The organism is Thalassovita gelatinovora (assembly GCF_001458355.1).
In the GTDB taxonomy this organism is placed as follows: domain Bacteria; phylum Pseudomonadota; class Alphaproteobacteria; order Rhodobacterales; family Rhodobacteraceae; genus Thalassobius; species Thalassobius gelatinovorus.
This window is the reverse complement of the sequence record NZ_CYSA01000026.1, coordinates 275,742-296,001: the sequence shown is the minus strand read 5'-3', so window position 1 is coordinate 296,001 and position 20,260 is coordinate 275,742. Positions and strand designations below refer to the sequence as shown.

At 61.6% G+C, this 20,260-nt stretch carries 19 protein-coding genes; 4 read left to right on the top strand and 15 right to left on the bottom strand.

The genetic code is table 11. The features are described 5' to 3' along the window. Positions 1 to 11 precede the first annotated feature (11 nt). Complete coding sequence (locus TG4357_RS15320; protein ID WP_058263770.1) at positions 12 to 782, top strand: enoyl-CoA hydratase/isomerase family protein; 771 nt, start codon at positions 12 to 14, stop codon at positions 780 to 782. A 10-nt stretch (positions 783 to 792) separates the two neighbouring features. Then, complete coding sequence (locus TG4357_RS15315) at positions 793 to 1,773, top strand: NAD(P)H-dependent flavin oxidoreductase (RefSeq protein ID WP_058263769.1); 981 nt, start codon at positions 793 to 795, stop codon at positions 1,771 to 1,773. 82 nt (positions 1,774 to 1,855) lie between these two features. Here the strand turns inward: TG4357_RS15315 and cueR are convergent, their stop codons facing one another. Together cueR and TG4357_RS15305 are read right to left on the bottom strand one after the other, a co-directional pair. Continuing rightward, a complete protein-coding gene (gene cueR / locus TG4357_RS15310; RefSeq protein ID WP_058263768.1) occupies positions 1,856 to 2,254 on the bottom strand; it encodes a Cu(I)-responsive transcriptional regulator in 399 nt (132 codons plus the stop codon). Then, positions 2,251 to 4,713 carry a heavy metal translocating P-type ATPase gene (locus tag TG4357_RS15305; protein WP_058263767.1) on the bottom strand — a complete coding sequence of 821 codons (2,463 nt, stop codon included), beginning with the start codon at positions 4,711 to 4,713 and terminating at the stop codon, positions 2,251 to 2,253. Before TG4357_RS15305 ends, cueR begins: the two co-directional genes overlap by 4 nt. A 160-nt stretch (positions 4,714 to 4,873) precedes the next feature. Between TG4357_RS15305 and TG4357_RS15300 the strand changes: the two genes are divergently transcribed. After that, positions 4,874 to 5,071: a heavy-metal-associated domain-containing protein gene (locus TG4357_RS15300; protein WP_058263945.1), complete on the top strand. Its 198-nt coding sequence runs from the start codon at positions 4,874 to 4,876 to the stop codon at positions 5,069 to 5,071. A 43-nt stretch (positions 5,072 to 5,114) separates the two neighbouring features. On the opposite strand, the gene mobA is transcribed toward TG4357_RS15300, so the two are convergent. Beyond that, positions 5,115 to 5,735: a molybdenum cofactor guanylyltransferase MobA gene (mobA, locus tag TG4357_RS15295; protein ID WP_058263766.1), complete on the bottom strand. Its 621-nt coding sequence runs from the start codon at positions 5,733 to 5,735 to the stop codon at positions 5,115 to 5,117. Between the two features lie 111 nt (positions 5,736 to 5,846). Here mobA and TG4357_RS15290 point away from each other — a divergent pair, with 111 nt between their 5' ends. Further along, positions 5,847 to 6,095 (top strand): sulfurtransferase TusA family protein, encoded by a 249-nt coding sequence (locus tag TG4357_RS15290; protein WP_058263944.1) that lies wholly within the window; start codon positions 5,847 to 5,849, stop codon positions 6,093 to 6,095. Between the two features lie 102 nt (positions 6,096 to 6,197). Here TG4357_RS15290 and TG4357_RS15285 read toward each other — a convergent pair whose 3' ends face one another. The 12 genes from TG4357_RS15285 to acsA form a co-directional block, all read right to left on the bottom strand. Then, positions 6,198 to 7,247, bottom strand: coding sequence for a quaternary amine ABC transporter ATP-binding protein (locus TG4357_RS15285; RefSeq protein ID WP_058263765.1), 1,050 nt, complete (start codon positions 7,245 to 7,247; stop codon positions 6,198 to 6,200). Positions 7,248 to 7,257: 10 nt separating this feature from the next. After that, positions 7,258 to 8,310 (bottom strand): ABC transporter permease, encoded by a 1,053-nt coding sequence (locus TG4357_RS15280; RefSeq protein WP_058263764.1) that lies wholly within the window; start codon positions 8,308 to 8,310, stop codon positions 7,258 to 7,260. Between the two features lie 87 nt (positions 8,311 to 8,397). After that, entirely contained in the window at positions 8,398 to 9,375 is a 978-nt protein-coding gene (locus TG4357_RS15275) for an ABC transporter substrate-binding protein (protein WP_058263763.1), read from the bottom strand. A gap of 565 nt (positions 9,376 to 9,940) precedes the next feature. After that, positions 9,941 to 10,369, bottom strand: coding sequence for a hydrogenase maturation protease (locus TG4357_RS15270; protein WP_058263762.1), 429 nt, complete (start codon positions 10,367 to 10,369; stop codon positions 9,941 to 9,943). Continuing rightward, on the bottom strand, positions 10,369 to 11,805 hold the full coding sequence (locus TG4357_RS15265; RefSeq protein ID WP_058263761.1) for a Ni/Fe hydrogenase subunit alpha: 1,437 nt from the start codon (positions 11,803 to 11,805) through the stop codon (positions 10,369 to 10,371). Before TG4357_RS15265 ends, TG4357_RS15270 begins: the two co-directional genes overlap by 1 nt. Positions 11,806 to 11,816: 11 nt before the next feature. After that, entirely contained in the window at positions 11,817 to 12,386 is a 570-nt protein-coding gene (locus TG4357_RS15260) for an NADH-quinone oxidoreductase subunit B family protein (protein ID WP_233487522.1), read from the bottom strand. Continuing rightward, on the bottom strand, positions 12,379 to 13,092 hold the full coding sequence (locus TG4357_RS15255; protein ID WP_058263760.1) for a 2Fe-2S iron-sulfur cluster-binding protein: 714 nt from the start codon (positions 13,090 to 13,092) through the stop codon (positions 12,379 to 12,381). Before TG4357_RS15255 ends, TG4357_RS15260 begins: the two co-directional genes overlap by 8 nt. Next, the gene (locus TG4357_RS15250) at positions 13,089 to 14,942 is read right to left on the bottom strand and encodes an NAD(P)H-dependent oxidoreductase subunit E (RefSeq protein ID WP_074646707.1); all 1,854 of its coding nucleotides are present in this window, start codon (positions 14,940 to 14,942) and stop codon (positions 13,089 to 13,091) included. The genes TG4357_RS15255 and TG4357_RS15250 overlap by 4 nt, the downstream gene beginning before the upstream one ends. A 142-nt stretch (positions 14,943 to 15,084) precedes the next feature. Continuing rightward, the gene (locus TG4357_RS15245; RefSeq protein WP_058263759.1) at positions 15,085 to 15,330 is read right to left on the bottom strand and encodes an acyl carrier protein; all 246 of its coding nucleotides are present in this window, start codon (positions 15,328 to 15,330) and stop codon (positions 15,085 to 15,087) included. Continuing rightward, positions 15,327 to 16,484: a dihydrolipoamide acetyltransferase family protein gene (locus tag TG4357_RS15240; protein WP_058263758.1), complete on the bottom strand. Its 1,158-nt coding sequence runs from the start codon at positions 16,482 to 16,484 to the stop codon at positions 15,327 to 15,329. Before TG4357_RS15240 ends, TG4357_RS15245 begins: the two co-directional genes overlap by 4 nt. A gap of 3 nt (positions 16,485 to 16,487) precedes the next feature. Beyond that, positions 16,488 to 18,485: a pyruvate dehydrogenase (acetyl-transferring) E1 component subunit alpha gene (gene pdhA, locus TG4357_RS19165; RefSeq protein WP_074646709.1), complete on the bottom strand. Its 1,998-nt coding sequence runs from the start codon at positions 18,483 to 18,485 to the stop codon at positions 16,488 to 16,490. Next, positions 18,482 to 20,230 (bottom strand): acetate--CoA ligase, encoded by a 1,749-nt coding sequence (gene acsA / locus TG4357_RS15230; protein WP_058263757.1) that lies wholly within the window; start codon positions 20,228 to 20,230, stop codon positions 18,482 to 18,484. Before acsA ends, pdhA begins: the two co-directional genes overlap by 4 nt. Positions 20,231 to 20,260 lie beyond the last annotated feature (30 nt).

Here is a 20,260-nt window from a genome sequence, read left to right as displayed (position 1 = left end):
GAGGAGTAGAAATGACCGACGTGATCCGTATCGACAAGGACGGGGCGATTGCCACCGTCACCCTGAACCGGCCCGAGGCGTTTAACGCCATCAACGCCGATCTGCGCACCGCCCTGATTGACGCGGTGGCCGAGATCGAAGCAGACGATGCCATCCGGGTGGTGATCCTGAAAGGCGAAGGCCGTGGCTTCTGCGCTGGGGCGGACCTGAAAGGCGGGTTGGACCCCAAGGTCGACAACATGCTGGAAACCCAATACCGCCCGTCGCTGGATGGGATTGCCAATTCATCGAAGATCTGGATTGCCCAAGTGCATGGATCGGCCGCCGGGATCGGCGCCGCCTATGCGATGAATTGCGACATGGTGGTGATGGCCGACAATGCGTCGCTTTACATGGCCTTTGCCGCGATTTCGCTGGTGCCCGATGGCGGCAATACCTGGTTGCTGTTGAAGGGCATGGGGTATCACCGGGCGTTGCAGGCGATCCTTGAAGGGCAGAAGATTCCGGCAGCGGAATGTCTGCAATACGGGTTGATCAATCAGATCGTGCCCGAGGGCCAGCTTGAAGCGGAAACCCGTGCGCTGGCCGGACGCATCGCCAATGCAGCGCCACTGGCGGCGCAGGCAGCGAAACGGATTTTGCGCAGCATCGGCGAAGGGTCCTTTGGCGACGCATTCAGCGCCGAAGCACGCGAACAGCAGGCGCTGACCCAATCGGACGATTTCCGCGAAGGTGTGCAGGCCTTCATCGAGAAACGCGCCCCGGAATTCAAAGGTAAATAAGGATTTAAAGATGTCCCTGCCCACCCAATTGCAGAATTTGCGGATCCCGTTGATCGGCAGCCCGCTTTTCATCATTTCCAACCCCGATCTGGTGATTGCCCAGTGCAAGGCCGGGATCGTCGGGTCGTTTCCCGCCCTCAACGCGCGCGAAAAGGACGGTCAGTCGCTGGATGAATGGCTGACCCGGATCACCGAAGAACTGGACCGTTACAATCAGGCCAATCCCGACACCCCCGCCGCGCCCTATGCGGTCAACCAGATCGTGCATCGGTCGAACGAACGGCTGGAGCGCGATATCGAGATTTGCGTCAAGCACAAGGTGCCGGTCTGGATCACGTCTTTGGGCGCACGGACCGAAGTCAACGAGGCCGCCCATTCGGTCGGCGGTATCACCCTGCATGACGTGATCAATGATCGTTTTGCCCATAAGGCAATCGAAAAGGGCGCCGACGGCCTGATCGCGGTTTCCGCCGGGGCGGGTGGCCATGCCGGGGCGTTGTCACCGCTGGCCTTGGTGCGCGAAATCCGGGCCTGGTTCGAGGGGCCGTTATTCCTGTCGGGATCGATTGCCACCGGTGACGCGTTGCTGGCGGCACAGGCGATGGGTGCCGATGGCGGCTATGCCGGATCGGCCTTCATCGCCACCGTCGAGGCCAATGCGGATGCCCGCTACAAGCAGATGATCGTCGATTCCGGGGCGTCCGACATCGTCTATTCCGACCTGTTCACCGGGGTCTGGGGTAATTACCTGAAACCGTCCATCGCGGCGGCGGGGATGGACCCGGACAATCTGGAACGGTCGGACCCGTCGAAGATGGATTTCGGCTCGGAGCGGGAAAAACCCAAAAGCTGGAAAGAAATCTGGGGATCGGGTCAGGGCATCGGTGCGATCAAGGACGTGGTTCCGGCGGCGCAATTGATCGACCGGATCGCCAGCGAATATTTTGCGGCCTTCGACCGGCTGAGCACCCAGGTCGGGCGCTATCGCTGACATTGAGAACGCTCGGGGGGCGCTGCCCCCCGGCACCCCAATTCTGCGCACGCTTTTCCGAGAGGCACTGGTCAGGGTGAAATCATCCGGGTTTTGGCGTGGCGGCCAGATCGGCGAGGATCGGGCAATCGGGGCGGTTGTCGCCAGCGCAGGATGACACCAGCGCGGCCAGCGTGGCGCGCATCTGTTGCAGTTCTTCCAGCTTGGCATCGATCCGTTTCAGGTGATCACGCGCGATGTGTTTCACATCCGCGCTAGCCCGGCTTTGGTCTTCGTAAAGCGTCATCAACTGGCGGCAGTCGTCGATGCTGAAGCCCAGCGCACGGGCGCGGCCCAGAAAGGCCAGCTTGTGCAGGTCACCGGGTTGAAAGCTGCGATAGCCATTGGCGCTGCGTTGCGGTTTGACCAGTCCGATATCTTCGTAATAGCGGATGGTTTTGGCAGGCAGACCCGAGAGCCGGGCGACATCGCCGATATTCATGCGGTTTCCTTTCCGGGTAAGACGGGTTGGACGAAGCGCAGCCGCAACGCGTTGGTCAGCACGAAGATGCTGGACATCGCCATCGCGCCCGCCGCCAACATCGGCGACAGTTGCCAGCCCAGCGCGGGATAGAACAGCCCGGCGGCAACCGGGATCAGGACGGTATTATAACCGAAGGCCCAGAACAGGTTCTGGCGGATATTGCGCATCACCCGGGCCGACAGATCGAAGGCCGACACCACCCCGGTCAGATCGCCCGACATCAGCACCACATCGGCGCTTTCGATGGCGACGTCGGTGCCGGTGCCGATGGCGATGCCAATATCGGCTGCCGCCAGCGCCGGGGCATCGTTGATGCCATCCCCGACAAAAGCCAGCGGGCCGGCGCTGCGCAGCCCGTCAAGCGCGTCAACCTTGCCCTTGGGCAGCAGGTCGGCCGCGACGTGATCGATGCCCAGATCCTTGGCGATGGCCTGCGCGGTGGCCTGATTGTCGCCGGTCAGCATCGCCACCTTGAGCCCCATCCGGTGCAGTGCCGCGATGGCGGCGGCGCTGGTCGGCTTGATCGGGTCGGACACCGCCAGAGCGGCAACGAGGTGGCCGTCAATCGCGGCATAAAGCGGGGTTTTGCCCTGCTCCGCCATCGCGCGCGCCGCCGGTTCCAGCGCCGCGATATCGACCTTGCGCCGGATCATCAGCCGCGCCGCGCCAACCATCACCCGTTGGCCGTCAACGGTGCCAAGCACGCCGTAGCCGGTGACCGATCCGAAATTTTCCATCTCCGGCAGATCCGCCCCCGCTGCGGCGACAATCGCGGCGGCAATGGGATGTTCGGACTGCGCCTCGACCGCTGCGATCTTGCGCAGCACGTCGTCGCGGTCGGACCCTTCGGCCAGCACCAGATCGGTCAGCACCGGGCGGCCTTCGGTCAGGGTCCCGGTTTTATCAAGGGCGACGGTTTTGATCCCTTGCAGCGTTTGCAGCGCGTCGCCTTTGCGGAACAATACGCCCAGTTCAGCGCCGCGTCCGGTGCCCACCATGATCGAGGTCGGCGTCGCCAGTCCCATCGCGCAAGGACAGGCGATGATCAGCACCGCAACCCCGGCCACCAGCGCATGGGTCAGCGCCGGGGCCGGGCCGAAGACCAACCAGGCCAGAACGGTCAGCGCCGCCGCCGCCATCACCGCCGGGACAAACCACAGGGTGATCCGGTCGACCTGTGCCTGAATCGGCAGCTTGGCCCCCTGCGCGTCTTCGACCATGCGGATGATCTGGGCCAGCATGGTGTCGGTGCCGACCTTATCGGCCCTGACCCGCAACGCGCCGGTGCCGTTGACGGTGCCGCCGACGACCGTTGCCCCCGCCTGCTTGGTCACCGGGATCGGTTCGCCGGTGATCATGCTTTCATCGACATAGCTTTGCCCCGACAGCACGGTGCCATCGACCGCCACCCGTTCACCGGGACGGACCAGAACGATGTCGCCCTGTGCGACGTCCTCCAGCGCGATGTCGGTCGTGGTGCCATCGCGTTCGACGCTGGCGGTTTTCGGCTGCAACCCGACCAGTTTGCGGATCGCGGCCCCGGTGCGGCCCTTGGCGCGCGCTTCGAGGGTGCGTCCCATCAGGATCAGCACCACGATGACGGCGGCGGATTCGTAATAGACCGCGCGGCTGGCGACGGGCAGCAGCGACGGCAGGAAGGTCGCCACCAGCGAAAAACCATAGGCGGCAGCGGTGCCGACAGCGACCAGCGCGTTCATGTCGGGCGCCCCGCGCAGCAGCGCCGGAAGGCCCTTTTGGTAAAACACCCGGCCCGGACCGATCAGCACCAGCGTGGTCAGCACGAACTGAACCAGCCAGCTGTTTTGCTGTCCGATGGTGGCGTAGATCCAGTGATGGAAGGGCGCGAACAGATGGCCACCCATTTCGAGGATGAAGACCGGCAAGGCCAGAACCGCCGCCAGGAAGAATTTGCGTTTGAGCGCCTGCGCCTCGGCTTCTTTGCGGTTTTCCGCCGGGACCGGGGCAGCATCGGTGAAGGTCGCCTCGTAGCCCGCCTGTTTGACCGCGCCCAATGCCGCTGCCGGATCGAACCCGCCTTCGATCACCGTGATTTGCGCGGTTTCACTGGCCAGATTGACCTGCGCCGCAATGACACCGGGCACCGAGGCCAGCGCCCGTTCGACATGGCCGACACAAGACGCGCAGGTCATGCCGGTGACGCTGAGCCTGCGGTCGGTTTGGCGGGCCGGATAGCCCGCCTTGTCCAGCGCCGCAATCAGCCCTTGTGCATTGGCGGGGGCGTGAAAGTGGATTTGCGCGGTTTCACTGGCCAGGTTGACCGCAGCGGTTTCAACCCCGTCCACGGCTGTCAAAGCCTGTTCGACCCGGCCGACACAGGCGGCACAAGTCATGCCTTCGACCGGAAGCCTGAGGGTTTCATCGGGTTTGAATTGCATCGTCACGGGGCACCTTTGGCTGATCCTGACAGGGTAGATAGTGCTTCCATCTACTGGAAGGTCAAGACAGGCGCGACATTTTTGCGAAAATCGGGACGGGCCCTTGACCTTCCTGCGTGGGAAGCCCCCATTTGGGCCAAAATAGCAAGGAGATGTGCCGGTGATCACTTTCAACGTGCCCGAGATGAATTGCGGCCATTGCACCGCAAAGATCGCACAATCGGTTCAGCAGACCGATCCCACCGCGTTGCTGAGCTTTGATCTGACCAGCCGTCAGGTCGAAATCGACAGCGCCGATGACGGTGATGTTTTGCTGAGCGCGATCAAGTTGGCCGGGTTCGAAGCGACCCCGGCCTGACCGCTGTCGCCAACCAAACGCGCCTTGGATATCGATCTGAGGCTCAGACCTGCCCGCTGTGCAGAATGGTTTCGGCCCGGACCAGATCATCGGGCGTGTTGACGTTGAAAAACCACTGCTGCGCCTGAGGGCTGTCAAAGATCACCCGGGCCGCGCCTTGGGCTTCGGCCCAGTGGCCCATTTTCCGGCTGCCCTGCTGCAATGCCGCGCGCAGACCGGGGCGCAGATCGACCGACCACAGACCAAAGGTCGGATGCAACCGCGACCGATTTTCGGGATCAGGGGTGGTGGCCAGCGCGATCGGGGCCTGCCCGCGCCCCTGTTGCAGCCGCAACACCAGATCGGGCGGCAGGAACGGCGTGTCGGCGGCGACGGTGGCGACCTGTGTCGCCCCCTGCCCCGCAGCCCAGTCCAGCGCCGCCAGAACCCCGGCCAGCGGACCAGCATCGGCGAAATCATCGGCCACAACCGGCAGGCCGCAATCGGCAAAGCGGGCCGGATCGCCATTTGCGTTCAACATCATCGCCCCGACCTGTGGCCGGAACCTGTCGATCACCTGCGCCAACAGCGGGCGACCGCCCAAAGCCAACAGGCATTTGTCGCCGCCACCCATGCGCCGCGCCGAACCGCCTGCGAGGATCACCCCGGGAATACGCCCTGTCATTGTCCTGCCCCCTGACTACCGTTCACACCGTGATTGGCAAACAAGCAGGTCGGCTCACGGATGGCAACGCCCCGCATGGACAGTCGTGAAGCCCCCGAATATGGTCGCGCCATGTCCGAGCCGTTGGAAATCGATGCTTTGGGGCTGCTCTGCCCATTGCCCGTCTTGCGCCTGCGCAAGCGGATCGCGGGTCTGCCTGCGGGATCGCGAATTGAATTGCTGGCCGATGATCCGGTCGCGGTGATCGACATCCCGCATTTCTGTCATCAGGCCGGGCATGAATTTGTCGGCGCACAGGCGTTGGATGGTCCGGCACCCGACGGGCGGGTGCCGCAGCGCTATTGCCTTGTGACGGGATAGAACGCTGCGCCCGTTGTGCCGGTCGAGATCTGCAAGCGGATGACTGGCAAGCGGATGACTGGCGCGACCCGATTTCACGGATCGCGCCAAGACAAGTCCGGCCTAGCGTATCGAACCGCGATCAGAGGACTGTGCCGGCACCAGCGCCCGCACCAGCGCCTTCATGTGCAGGATGCCGACATCGGTCCCGTCCTGCTGCACCTTGAAATTATGCGTGGTATCGCCGCCCGACATCTGGATCAGCTTTTCCAGATTGTCATTCACATCCACCACGCCTGCGAATTCGGTTTCCCCGTTCAACGGCGACATCACCGAGCGCACCCGCAGCACCCGGGCGCGGTTGATGTCGCTGACGAAGTCTTCGATATACGGATCGTTGGGATTGAGCAGAATATCCTGCGGTTCACCCTGCTGCACCACAAAGCCATCCTTCAGGATCACAAGGTGATCGGCCAGTTTGAGCGCCTCGTCCAGATCGTGGGTAATGAAGACGATGGTTTTGTGCAGTTCCTTTTGCAGTTCCAGCAACAGGTCCTGCATATCGGTACGGATCAGCGGATCGAGCGCCGAAAACGCTTCGTCCATCAGCATGATGTCACTGGCCGCCGCCAGCGCCCGGGCGATGCCGACACGTTGTTGCATGCCGCCCGACAGTTGGTGCGGATAATGATCCTCATAGCCGTCCAGCCCGACCCGAGACAGCCAGGTCCGGCCATTGGTTTCCGCCGATCCTTCGTCTTCGCCCCGGACCCGTCGCGGCATTCCGGCGTTTTGCAGCACGGTGCGGTGCGGCAACAACGCGAATTTCTGGAACACCATCGACATTTTTTCACGGCGCAGGCGGCGCAGTTGGTCTTCGGTATAGTCCAGTACGTTTTCGCCATCTACGATGACTTCGCCGCTGGTTGGTTCGATCAACCGGTTGAGGTGTCGGATCAGGGTCGATTTCCCCGATCCCGACAGCCCCATGATCACGGTGATTTCGCCGGCTTGCATATCGACATTGATGTCTTGCAGGCCAAGCACGTGGTTATAGCTGTCCAGCAGTTCGGGCTTGCCCATGCCGGCATGAACATGCGGCAACATCGATTTCGGATCGGCCCCGAAAATCTTGTACAGCTTGCGGATCGAAATTTTGGGATCGTTGGTCATGTCCCTCTCCTTACCGCTTATGGGTTACATTGATGCGTCCGAGAGACGCCTTGGTCACCCGGTCCAGCAGGATCGCCAGCAGCACGATGCCAAACCCCGAGACCAGACCGACACCCAGTTCCAGATTGCGAATGCCGCGCAGAACCAGCACACCCAGACCGGGGGCCGAGACCAGCGACGCGATCACGACCATGGCAAGGCTCATCATGATGGTTTGGTTGACCCCGGCCATGATGTTCGGCATCGCCAGTGGAATCTGTACCCCCCACAATTTCTGCCGATCGGTCATGCCGTAGGCATCGGCGGCTTCGATCACGTCCTGATCGACCAGCCGGATACCAAGATCGGTCAGCCGGATCACCGGCACCACCGCATAAAGGATGATGGCGATGCCGTAGAGTTTCGATTCCGTCACCGAGAACAGGAAGATCAGCGGGATCAGATAGACAAAGGTCGGCAGGGTTTGCAGCATGTCGAGCACCGGCAAGGCAAATCTTTGCAGCGCATTACTGCGCGACATCAAGATCCCTATGGGCACGCCCAGAAACACGCTGAACCCGGTACAGACAAAGATGATCGACAGGGTTTGAATCGCGGGCACATAATGATCGATAAAGGCCATGAACATGAAGGAAACGGCGACGAAAACGATCAGTCCAATCGACCGCGTCGCGAACCAGACCCCGATCAGCAGCAGCGGGATGACGACGAACCATGGCACCGTTTGGAACAGCCACAGCGATCCGTCCAATGCCCAGCTCAGCGGTTGAGTGATCGGATCGAGAACCACTTTCAGCGGGTTCTTGACCGCCAGGAACAATTGTTCGACCCAGCTTGTCATGTCGCGGGTACGCGCCACCGCGTCACAAGACCGGTTCAATTCGTCCAGCGACGGAAACGGCGTATCCCAGAAGGACACCGCCGGAGCCTCGGCCCCGGATTCGGCCCCTTTCTGACCAGACCTGGCCAGCAATTGCGCCATGGTCATCGGTGCGTCGGTCTTGTTTTCCGAGCACCAGTCTTGCAGCCCCAATGCGCTGAACAGCCAATCATAAGTGGCCATGTCTATCCCCTTGTTGTTATTTTTGGCCGGACCCAGATCCGGCAAGAGCGAAGGGCGCCCGTTTGGGCGCCCTTACATAAAACCCTATTATTGCAGCAGGCCTGCAAGCTTTTCCTTGGCCGCATCGTTCAGCCATGCGCCCCAGACATCCGGCTGGGAGGTCAGGAAATTCACCGCAGTTTCTTCGGTCGAAGCGGTGTTGGCTTCTTTCCAGGCCAGAAGGCTGTTCATCTGCGCGTTGGTGAAAGACAGGTTCTTCATGAACGCGGCCTCCTCGGGGTGGTCTTCGAGGAAGGCCGTGGTCACGACGGTCTTGACCGGGCTGACCGGGTATTCCGATTTGCCAACGCCGCGATTGGGGCATTCGGGATCGGAGTCGCAGGTGTGGACTTCGGCGTTGTATTCACCAAGGTCGATTTTCACCATCGGGTATTTTCCCAAGATCGCGGTCGGACCCCAGTAATAGCCGAACCACGGTTCCTTGTTTTCGAACGCCGCCGCGATGGCCGAAGCCAGGGTTTCGCCCGATCCGTGCTGGAACACTTCGATACCGGCATCGACGACACCGAATGCCTGGGTCTTGGAATCGTTGGCGCGCTGACACCCCCAGCCTTCGGGGCACTGGTGGAACCGGTTGCCGATCAGTTCGGGATTGGCAAGGATGCCTTCCAGCGTGCCCGCTTCGGGGTATTCGTCAACGACGAATTTGGGCACCCACCAGCCTTCGACGCCACCATCGGACAGAACATCGGTCAGGGTGGTAATTTTGCCTTCTGCTTCCAGCTTTTCATAGGACGGCGCGCCGTTGATCCACAGTTCGGTCACGATGTCGGGTTCGCCGGTTTCGGCAACCGAAGCCAGCGCCGGAACGGTCGAGGACGGGATCATTTCGACGGTGCAGCCATAGCCCTGTTCCAGAATGAACTTGGCCACGCCCGACACGACCTGGCTTGAGGCCCAGTTCATTTCGGTCATGGTGATTTCGCCGCATTCGGCATACGCAGCCCCGGCAGACAAGGCAATGGCCGCTGCTGCGGCACCGTTTTTAAGCATTTTCTTCGACATAAGGTTATCTCCTCGATGGATAGAATTATGTTAATTTCGTGCGGTATCCCCAGCCCGGTCATCGGCGGGGTATGAGCGCAGTCAGATGGATCGGAATGGATCAGGTCTGTGGCGTGGATTGACCGACTGAGCGGCGCTCCTTCGATCCACACCCGCCTTGTCCGGGCATATCGGCCATTTCAGCCGCCAGACTAGGGAGAACGCTATTTTGTCGCTGTCTCGCACTATGTCTTAAGGGAATAGCATTTGGTTCGGGGGTTCAAGGGTATTGTTGTATAAAGTATTTTTCTTTCCCCCACGGAAATCTTGCTGCATTCCGGCTTCTTTTCCAAGGCAGAAGCACAGTCCCCGCGACCAGCGTCGTAGCGTCTTTTTGTTCGTCCCCCTGTGTCAGTCATACATACGCAGCGTTCAAAATGTCGCAGACCACACTCACCCGATGCGTGGATCACGGTTGCCCGAATGGCCCTAGTGTTCACGATACTGCGCCGAAAGAAAAGGTTTGAAAACGACATGCGTTGCCAAAAAGCGACAACGTCATCTTCTGGAGATCAGACAGGAGTGTCTAGCCCGTCGCCCAATCGCGAAAAAACATAACGGCGGCGTCAAGGTTTTGCTGCGCCTGTGGGCTCAGCCCTTCTTTGACCTCGCCGAAGTCCTGACCTGTGATGCCAAGGATGAAAGCGTCGGGCGTGGCCGCGTACAGAGTGCGGGCCAAGGTCAGAACCGCCTCGGGGGTCAGGGCGTGGCTGGTAATTTCGGCGGAGCGGACCGGGGCCGCCGCCGTGAGCCCGAACGCGCCCTCGCCCGCGATCTGTGCATCGGCGAACACCACCAGGTCGGTGTCGGCCACCGCCAGCGCATGATCCACGGTCAGTTGATAGTCGATCATCACCGTGATCCCCGGCAATGCGGCCTGTTCGATAAGATCCGCAAAGGCCGGGCCCAACCCGTCATCGCCGCGCCCGGGATTGCCGTAGCCGATCAGCAGCATCAGGTCGCCCGGCGGTCCAGCAGCACACCGTCCGCATCGAACAATTCGACCTGCAACGGCATCTGTCCCAGCGCATGGGTGGCGCAGGACAGGCAGGGATCATAGGCGCGGATCGCCACTTCGACATGGTTCAACATGCCTTCGGTGATCTGCGGTTGGCCGGACAGGTATTTCACCGCCACATCCTTGACCGCGCGGTTCATACCTTCGTTATTATGGGTGGTCGACACGATCAGGTTGCAATAGGTGACCTGATCGTTTTCATCGACCTGATAATGGTGGATCAGGTTGCCGCGCGGGGCTTCCAGTACGCCGATGCCTTCTTGCCGCCGGTCGCCGGTGGCGCGCAGATCAGTGCCTTGCAGGTCGGGATCGTGCAGCAAGGCGTCGATCTTTTCGACGCAATGCAGCACTTCGATCATCCGGGCCCAATGATTGGCCAGCACCGCATGTTGCGGCAAGCCGTGATTGGTTGCCATCAGTTCGGTGCGGGCGGCATCGGCCAGCGGGGTGTCGATGAAACTGGCGGTGTTCATCCGCGCCAGAGGGCCGACGCGATACCAGCCATCGTCGGGGCCAAGCGCCTTGATGAAGGGGAATTTCATGTAGGACCATGACCGCACATCTTCGATCAGTGCGTCGTGATAGCTACGGGTATCGAGATGGTCGAAGATCGTATCCCCGTCCGAGGACAGCGCGCGCAAATTGCCGTCGTAAAGATCCAGCGCGCCATCGCCAGCGCGCACCATCGACATGTAATGCGACGGGAAGGACGCAAAATTGCGCACCATTTCGGCATTGTCGAGCGTGTATCCCCGCGCCAGCGCCAGCGCATCCTGCGCCCACAGGCGCATATCGCCGATCTGTGCCAGCAATGCATCGCGGGTTTCAATCGGCAGGTTTTTGTTGATGCCACCGGGAATGGCGCCGGTGCCGTGGATTTTCTTGCCCGCCGTGGCTTCGATGATGTCCTGGCCGAATTTGCGCATCAGGATGGCGCGGCGGCCCAGTTCGGGCTGATCCTTCAACACCTCGAAGATATTGCGCTTTTCCGCCGGAGCGCCAAAACCGAACAAAAGGTCCGGCGCGGCAAGGTGGAAGAAATGCAAAACATGGCTTTGCATCACCTGACCGTAATGCATCAGGCGGCGCATCTTTTCGGCGGTGGGCGGCAATTGATCGACGCCACAGATCATGTCCATCGCCTTGGCCGCCGCCAGGTGATGGCTGACCGGGCAGATGCCACAGAGCCGCTGCACGATGACCGGGACTTCCCACAGCAAGCGGCCACGGATGAACCGTTCAAAACCGCGGAATTCGACGATATGCAGCCGTGCTTCGTCAACATTGCCGTCGACATCCAGATGGATGGTGACCTTGCCGTGGCCTTCGACCCGGGTGACGGGGGATATTTCGATCAGTCTTGGTTCCGTCATGTTGTCATGCCTCAATCAAACCTGATCTTGTCGCGCTCGAAGCCGCGGAATTTGCCACTCAGCAGCCCGGCAAGGGTTTCGTAAATCACATCCCCCGACGGCGCACAGCCGGGGATATTGTAATCGATTTCGACCACTTCCGAACAGGGATAGACTTCGTCCAAGAGCAGCGGCAAAGCCGGGTCATTGGGGATGTTGTGGGTGGTGTTGCGGATGTAGCGGCCGGTGATATAGGCCTCGTCGAGGCATTCGCGCAACGGTGCGTCGGAATGCATGATGGCGTTGCGCATCGCCGGCAGCCCGCCCATGATCGCGCATTGGCCGAGGGCGATCAAAACGTCGCAATTGCGCCGGAAATCGCGCAGCACATGGACGTTTTCTTCGTTGCAACAGCCGCCTTCGATGATGCCGATATCGCAACGCCGGGTGAACCGCTTGATATCGGTCAGCGGCGACCGATCAACGTCGACCAGCTTCATCAATTCGATCAGCCGTTCATCGATATCGAGGATCGCCATGTGACAGCCGAAACAGCCCGCAAGCGAGGCGGTGGCGATCCGGGCCTTGCGTTGCTCAGTCACGCTTCTTCTCCTCGATCTTGTGGCCGATCAGGCCGCTGTCGAATTCGCGCTCGCCGATCGGGGTGGCAAAGCCGATCCCCTTGCGGATGATGCAGCCGACCGGGCAGACGTCTTTCGAGATGGCGAAATCAGTGATCGCCGCATCGGTATCGGCCAGATCGGCACCATTCACCGCGACGCGGCGATGGATGCCGCGCCCGACATAGCCGAACACACCCTTGCCGTCGATTTCCTGACTGGCGCGGATGCAGCGACCGCAGGTGATGCAGCGATTGGTATCGAGCGCGATATCGGGGTGGCTGGCATCCAGCGGCCGGCAGGGTTCGAGATAGGGAAATTTCGTCGGGGCCGTCATGTCGAGCCGATACGCCATCGCCTGCAATTCGCAATTGCCCGAGGCTTCGCAGATCGGGCATAGGTGATTGCCTTCGTGAAACAGCATTTCAACCAGATCGCGGCGCAGTTTGGTGATATGCGGGGTTTCGTTTTCCACCACCTGCCCGGCCTGCGCCGGTTGGGTGCAAGCCGACACGCTGCGGCCACCCGCCTTGACGGTACAGACCCGGCAAGACCCCTGATGGCGCAGCCCTTCGTGATCGCACAGTCGTGGAATATAGATGCCGGCGGCATCGGCGGCTTCCATGATGGTCTCGCCGTCTTCGGCTGTGACCGCGACCCCGTCGATGGTGAAACTGAATCCTGTCATTTGCTGAAATCCTCGTCGAAAATCGTCGACCGGCGTTTTGCCAGATGGCGGGCGCTATCGATGGCGGATTGGATGTCGAAACTGGCGCGGATGCGATCTTGGGACGGTTTGACCATCGCCGCATAGACCAGCGGGAAATTTTCCAGCGTGGACAGGATCGGGTTGGGCGACGTCGTTCCCAGCCCGCAGCGGCTGGTTTCGATGATGGTGCCGGACAGATCCTTGAGGTAATCGATGTCTTCAGGATTGGCCAATCCCTGACGGAATTTGCCGATGGCTTTTTGCAAGAACACGTTTCCGACCCGGCACGGGGTGCAGTAGCCGCAACTTTCATGTACGAAGAACGACATGTAATATTCGACGATTTCCAGAATGTTGCGTTGCCCGTTGAACACCACCACCGCGCCGCCCGTTGACAGATCGTCAAAGCCGAAACGGCGGTCGAACTGATCCCGCGCGATCATCGTACCCGAAGCCCCGCCGACCGCCACCGCTGCGGCGTCTTCGGCCCCCGCCATCACCAGCAAGTCCCGCACGCTGAGCCCGTAAGGCAATTCGTAGATGCCGGGATTGAGGCAATCGCCCGACACGCTGAACAGTTTGGTACCGTGGCTTTGCTCGGTTCCCATGTCGAAAAACCACTGCGCCCCCTGATCAAGAACGCGGGCCGCATTGCAGAAGGTTTCGACATTATTGACCACGGTCGGCAGGCCAAGATAGCCTTGCACTGCCGGGAACGGTGGCCGGGTTTTCGGTTCCCCCGGCAAGCCTTCGCAGGATGAAATCAACGCGCCTTCTTCGCCGCAGATATAGGCCCCGGCCCCCATTTGCAGCCGGATGTCGAAATCGAACCCGTCTTGGCCCTGAATGCCCTGCCCCAGAAGCCCGCGGTTGCGGCGATCTTCCAGAGTTTCTTCGATCAATGCGCGCAGGTAGACATATTCGCCGCGCAGATAAAGAATGCCTTCACGCGCGCCCACGGCACGGGCGGCGATGGTCATGCCTTCGATCAACAGATGCGGTCGTTCGGTCAGCAGCACCCGGTCCTTGAACGTGCCCGGTTCGCCTTCGTCGGCGTTGCAGATGATGATGCGGCGGTCGGCTTCGGCATTGGCGGCTATGCGCCATTTGCGTCCGGTCGGAAACCCCGCCCCGCCGCAACCGCGCAAACCGCTGGCTTCGATCTGACCGATGATCTGGTCCGGCGTCATAGTCAGCGCGTTTTCCAACCCGGCCCTGTCCGACCCCGGCCCCAGCAGCACCGCCCCGGCATGACGGATATTGTTTTCCACCTGTCGGGTGGCGCGGTCATGCGGGGTCAGATTGGCGAAGTGATCGGAAATCAAGTCTTCGGGCCGCTGTCCCGCCTGCAACGCCGCGACAATTTCGGCCCCCCGGTCCGGTGTCAGCTTGGTCAGCACCACATCGTTGACCATCGCCGCCGGGGCCTGATCGCACATCCCGATACAGGCGGTGTAATCCAGCGAAATAGCCCCGTCAGGGGTGGTTTCGCCAACCTTGATGCCCAGCGCCGTTTCGAACGCCGCCACGACTTGCGGCATTCCGGCGAAACGGTCGATGATGTCATCGCAAAGCCGGATCGTAACCCGGCCTTTGGGGGTTTGCGACAAGAAGGCATAAAAGCTGGCCACGCCTTCGACCGCGATCCGGCTCAGCCCGGTGCGGTCGGCGATCAATTGCATCGCGTCTGGCGCAATCCATCGGCATTCATCCTGCACCGAAAGCAGGATATCCAGCATACGGTGGGGATCGTTGCCCACCGCGTCGCAGATCGCGCCAATCTGCGCGATTTCGTCGGGGCGTAAGTGACGCGTTGTTGCTGGTTCCATGGTCGGATCCCCTTCGGTTCCGGCTATCGGTCAACGTGACACCCAGCGGAGCACAACTTCAGCGACAAGGGAAGCCATAGGTTTGCTCTTGGATGGCCGGGTTCAGTCGGATTGAACCGCTTTGCGGCTTTTCACGGCCTGTTCAACCCAGCCGTTCGGCCAGATAGGCCACCGCCTTGTCCAGCGTTTCGATCCTTGTGTAATCGGCTTCGGGAATGTCCACCCCCAGCCGTTCATGCAGCGCCGTGACCAGATTGAGCACATCCATGGAATCGAGTTCCAGATCGTCCTGAAGGTGATCGTTGCCGCCGACATCTTCGGCGGCAATATCGGGCGCGACCGAGGTCAATTCTTCGAGAAAGGCGGTTCGCAGTTCGTCTTGGGTCATAAATCCTCCGGGCTTTGCAGCAGGGTGTCGATTTCTTTGAGAAATTTCGCGCCGCGCCGCCCGTCACTGACCCGGTGGTCGGCGGCAAGGGTGACATGGGCGCACAGGCGGGCCAGCACCGCGCCGTCCACCACCCGCGGCACCGGGCGCGGCGTGCCAAAGGCGACGATCGCCACCTGCGGCGGATAGATCACCGCAGTCATGCCGTCGACGCCGGTTTCGCCAAGGCTGGACAGGGTGATGGTGCCGTCGGTCATTTCCGATCCTTTCAACCGCCCGGTACGGGCGCGTTTGACCAGGTCGCGCATTGCCGCCATCACCTGATCCAGCGGCAGTGCCGCGGCATCCATCAGCGCCGGGGCGATCAGCCCGCCACCGCGCAGCGCCACCGCGACACCGGCATTGACGGTTTGCGAGGACTGAAAAACGCCGTCCACGTATTGCCCGTTCATCCCCGTCACTTTGGCAGCGGCCAGCGCCATCGCCTTGACGAACAATGTGCCCATCAGGATGCGCCCCTCTGGCGGGCGATCGGCGTTGCGGGCGCGCAGCCAATCGTCGGCGGTTTGCAGATCGATTTCGTGTTCGAGGTAATAATGCGGGATTTCGTGCTTGGACCGGGTCATGGCCGCCGCGATGGCGGTGCGCATCGCGTCCAGATCAAGCCCCTGCTTGGCCGGTTTGCGGCTGCCCGGCGCGGCGCGATCCACATCGGCCAGCACGATGGCAGCTTCGGGGCCTGTACCCGATACATTCGACAGGTCGATCCCAAGCTCTGCCGCCCGCGCCCTTGCGGCGGGAGAGGCGCGGAAATCCCCGGATTTGGCCGCCACAGATGGTGGTGCGGGAATGGGCGGGGCCGGTTTTACCTTTGGCGCGGGAGCCGGTTGCGGCGACGCCGCGACGTCCTGGGGCGCGCCTGCCCCCCGGATCACCGCCAAGGGCGCGCCGACCGGAAAGGTGCCCCCCAGCGCAGCGTCGATCCGTTCCACCACGCCATCTTCGAAAATTTCGATTTCGATCGCGCCTTTCTGGGTTTCGACCACCGCCACCACATCGCCGCGCGTGACCGTATCGCCCGGCGCCACCAGCCATTCGATCAGCTTGCCATCGTCCATATCGGCCCCCAGCGACGGCATCTTGAACACGCCCATGGGTCAACCCTTCCCAAGCGCGGACTTGGCCGCCGCAACGATGGTGGACACCTGCGGGATCGACGCGTCTTCAAGATGTTTGGGATAGGGGATCGGCACCTCGGCGGCACAGACCCGGCCCACTGGCGCGTCCATCCGCCAGAACGCCTGTTCATGGATGCGGGCGGCGATTTCCGCCGACAGTGATCCCGACCGCCAACCTTCGTCGACGATCACCGCGCGGCGGGTGCGCGCGACCGAGGCAATGATGGTCGCGTCGTCAAGGGGGCGCAATACGCGCAGGTCGATCACTTCGGCCTCTATCCCGTCGCGGGCCAATTCTTCGGCGGCTTCCAATGTCTTGTAGAGCGACCCGCCATAGGTGATCAGGCTGATATCGCGGCCCGGGCGGCGGATTGCTGCGGTGTCGATATCGACCGGTCCGGCATTGCTGTCGATCTGGTCTGATCGGTTATAGAGCATGACATTTTCGAATATCAGCACCGGGTCGGGGTCCATCAGCGCGGTCCACAGCATGCCGCGCGCGTCTTCCAGCGTGGCCGGTGTCAGCACCCGCAACCCCGGAATATGCGCGTACCAGCCTTCCAGCGAATGCGAATGCTGCGCCGCCAACTGCTTGCCTGCACCGGTGGCCATGCGGATCACCACCGGCACGCCGAATTGACCGTCCGACATATGCCGGATGGTGGCGGCGGTATTCATGATCTGATCCAGCGCCAGCAGGCTGAAATTGACCGTCATCAGTTCGACGATGGGGCGCATGCCCACCGCAGCCGCACCGATTCCGAACCCGGTGAAGCCGGATTCCGACAGCGGTGTATCGCGGATGCGGTCGGGGCCGAATTCATCCATCAAGCCCTTCGATACCGCATAGCAGCCGCCGTAAGCGCCGACATCTTCGCCCATCAAGAACACGCCGTCGTCGCGGATCATCGCGTCGCGGATGCCCTGTTTCACCGCTTCGCGATAGGTCATTTCAACCGTTTCGCCCGACGGCACGGCCGGATCGGGTTTCGCAGGCTGATCTTCGGCCACGACGTGGCGGGCAAGATTCGCGACCGGTTCCCAGTCTGATTTTTCAGCAAACTCCACCGCGTCGGCGATTTCGGCGTCGATCCGGGTTTCCAGATCGGCGATATCGGCATCGTGGATCAGACCGGCGGCCAGCGCCCAGGTTCGAAACCGCAGGATCGGGCCGCGTTTGCGCCACTCCTCGACTTCCGCCTTGTCGCGGTACAATTGCGCGTCGAACATCGAATGCGCCCGGAACCGGTAGGTGCGGCATTCCAGAAAATAGGGATGTGCGGTTTCGCGGATCGCCGCCAAGGCCCGGCGCGCCGCCGCTTCGACCGCGACCACGTCATTGCCATCGACCACTTCGGACGGGATGCCGTAGCTGGCGGCCTTCTGGTGGATATCGGTCTGGGATTCCGAACGGCCCAGCGCAGTGCCCATCGCGTAACCGTTGTTTTCACAGATGAAAAGCGCGGGCACTTGCCACAGTTGGGCCAGATTCATGGTTTCGTGAAATTCGCCTTCGGCCACGGCGCCTTCGCCGAAGAAACAGGTGGTCACGTTGCCGCTGTCTTGCATCCGGTCGCCCAGCGCCAGCCCGCCCGCCAAGGGCAGACCGCCACCGACAATGGCATTGCCGCCATAGAAATTGCGGTCCTTGTCAAAGATATGCATCGAGCCGCCGCGGCCGCCGGAACACCCGGTCACCTTGCCGTACATTTCGGCCATCACCGACGTCATCGGCACCCCCCGGATCAGCGCGTGCCCGTGTTCGCGGTAAGTGGCGACGATCCGGTCATCGGGCGCAAGCAGCGGGATGATGCCGGCGGCGATCGCTTCTTCACCGTCATAAAGATGCAGGAAGCCACGGATTTTTTCCTGCGTATATAATTCGGCACATTTGTCTTCGAATTTGCGGACGCGCATCATCGCGCCGAGCAGGTTCAGCACATGATCGCGCGACAGGCGGATTTTGGCAGGGGTCATGATTCATCCGTCTCCAATGTGGAAATATCGCCTTCGGGCAAGCCCAGTTCGCGGGCTTTCAGCAACCGGCGCATGATCTTGCCCGATCGGGTTTTCGGCAGGGTGTTGCGAAACACCACTTCGCGCGGGGCCACGGCGGGGCCGAGTTTTTTGCGGGCGTGGCCGCGAATGTCGCGTTCCAGTTCTTCGGACGGTTCATAGCCGGGATTGAGCGACACATAGGCCTTGACCACTTCACCGGCGGTTTCGTCCGGCAGGCCGATCACCCCGGCTTCGGCCACTGCCGGGTGTTCGATCAACGCGCTTTCGACCTCGAACGGGCCGATCAGGTGGCCGGACGATTTGATCAGGTCATCGGCGCGGCCAACGAACCAGAAATAGCCATCTGCATCCTGCATCGCCAGATCGCCCGACAGGTACCAGCCATCGCGGAAGGTTTTGTTATAGCGTGCCTGTTCGTGCAGATAGGTCCGCATCATCGACGGCCAACCGGGACGCAGCGCCAATTCGCCGACCTGACCGGGGCGGCATTCGCGGATCGGTGTCGCATCGGTATCGAGCACCGCCGCGATGATCCCCGGCAACGGTTTGCCCATTGATCCCGGTTTGATATCCATCGCGGCCAGGTTGGCGATCATGATGCCGCCGGTTTCGGTTTGCCACCAATTGTCGTGGAACGGGTGGCCGAACACCTGTTTGCCCCAGACCACGGCTTCGGGGTTGAGCGGTTCACCCACGCTGGCCAGAAAACGCAGCTGGGAAAAATCGTAAGGCTTCGCCGCGTCTTTACCCGCCCGCATCATCATGCGGATGGCGGTGGGGGCGGTGTACCAGATTTCCACCTTTTCGCGCTGCAACAGGCCGTACCAGCGGTCGAGATCGAATTCGGCCTCGTCCACCAGCAGGGTGACACCGTTTACCAGCGGCGAAATGATGCCATAGGACGTGCCGGTGACCCAACCGGGATCGGCGGTACACCAATAAATCGCACCGGGCCTCAGGTTGAGCGCGAAACGCCCGGTGGCGGCATGGGCATAAACCGCCTGATGCACATGTACCGCGCCCTTGGGTCGGCCCGTCGTGCCCGAAGTGAAGTGGATCAACGCCATGTCTTCGGGTGCTGTCGGCGCAACTTCGAAATCTTCCGACGCGGCGGCCAGCGCCGGACCCAAGGCGATGCAGCCCTCGGGGGCGTTATCGGTATCGGTCAGGAACACCAGCTTCAGCGACGGGATGGCGTCGCGCCATTGGGCGATCTTGCGGCGATAGATCGATTCCGTGGTGACGACGGCGTTGGCTTCGCCGATTTCCATCCGGGTGCGGATCGGTTCGGGGCCGAAGGCGGAAAACAGCGGTGAAAACACCAACCCCGCCTTCAACGTGCCAAGTGCTGCGATATAAAGTTCGGGCTTGCGTCCCATCAGCGAATAAAGCCGGTCGCCGCGTTCCAGCCCGTGATCGCGCAGCACATTGGCAAAGCGCGCGGTGGCGCGGGTCAGGTCGGCATAGCTGTAATCAAGGCTGGAGCCATCCTTGCCGAACCAGCGCAGCGCCAACCGGTCGCCATCGCCATGCAGCACATGCCGGTCCAGCGCTTCGTAAGCAATGTTGAGACCTCCGCCGGGTAGACCGTCAAGCATTTCTGCCGCCTGATCCCAATGGAACGCTTGCCGTGCTTCATCTGGATCTGACAGCGCCGCGAAGCCGCGTTCGGCCCTGGTCTTTGCAATGGTATCCCACGTCATCCGGCAATCCTCCCGCAGTTAGGGTAGGAC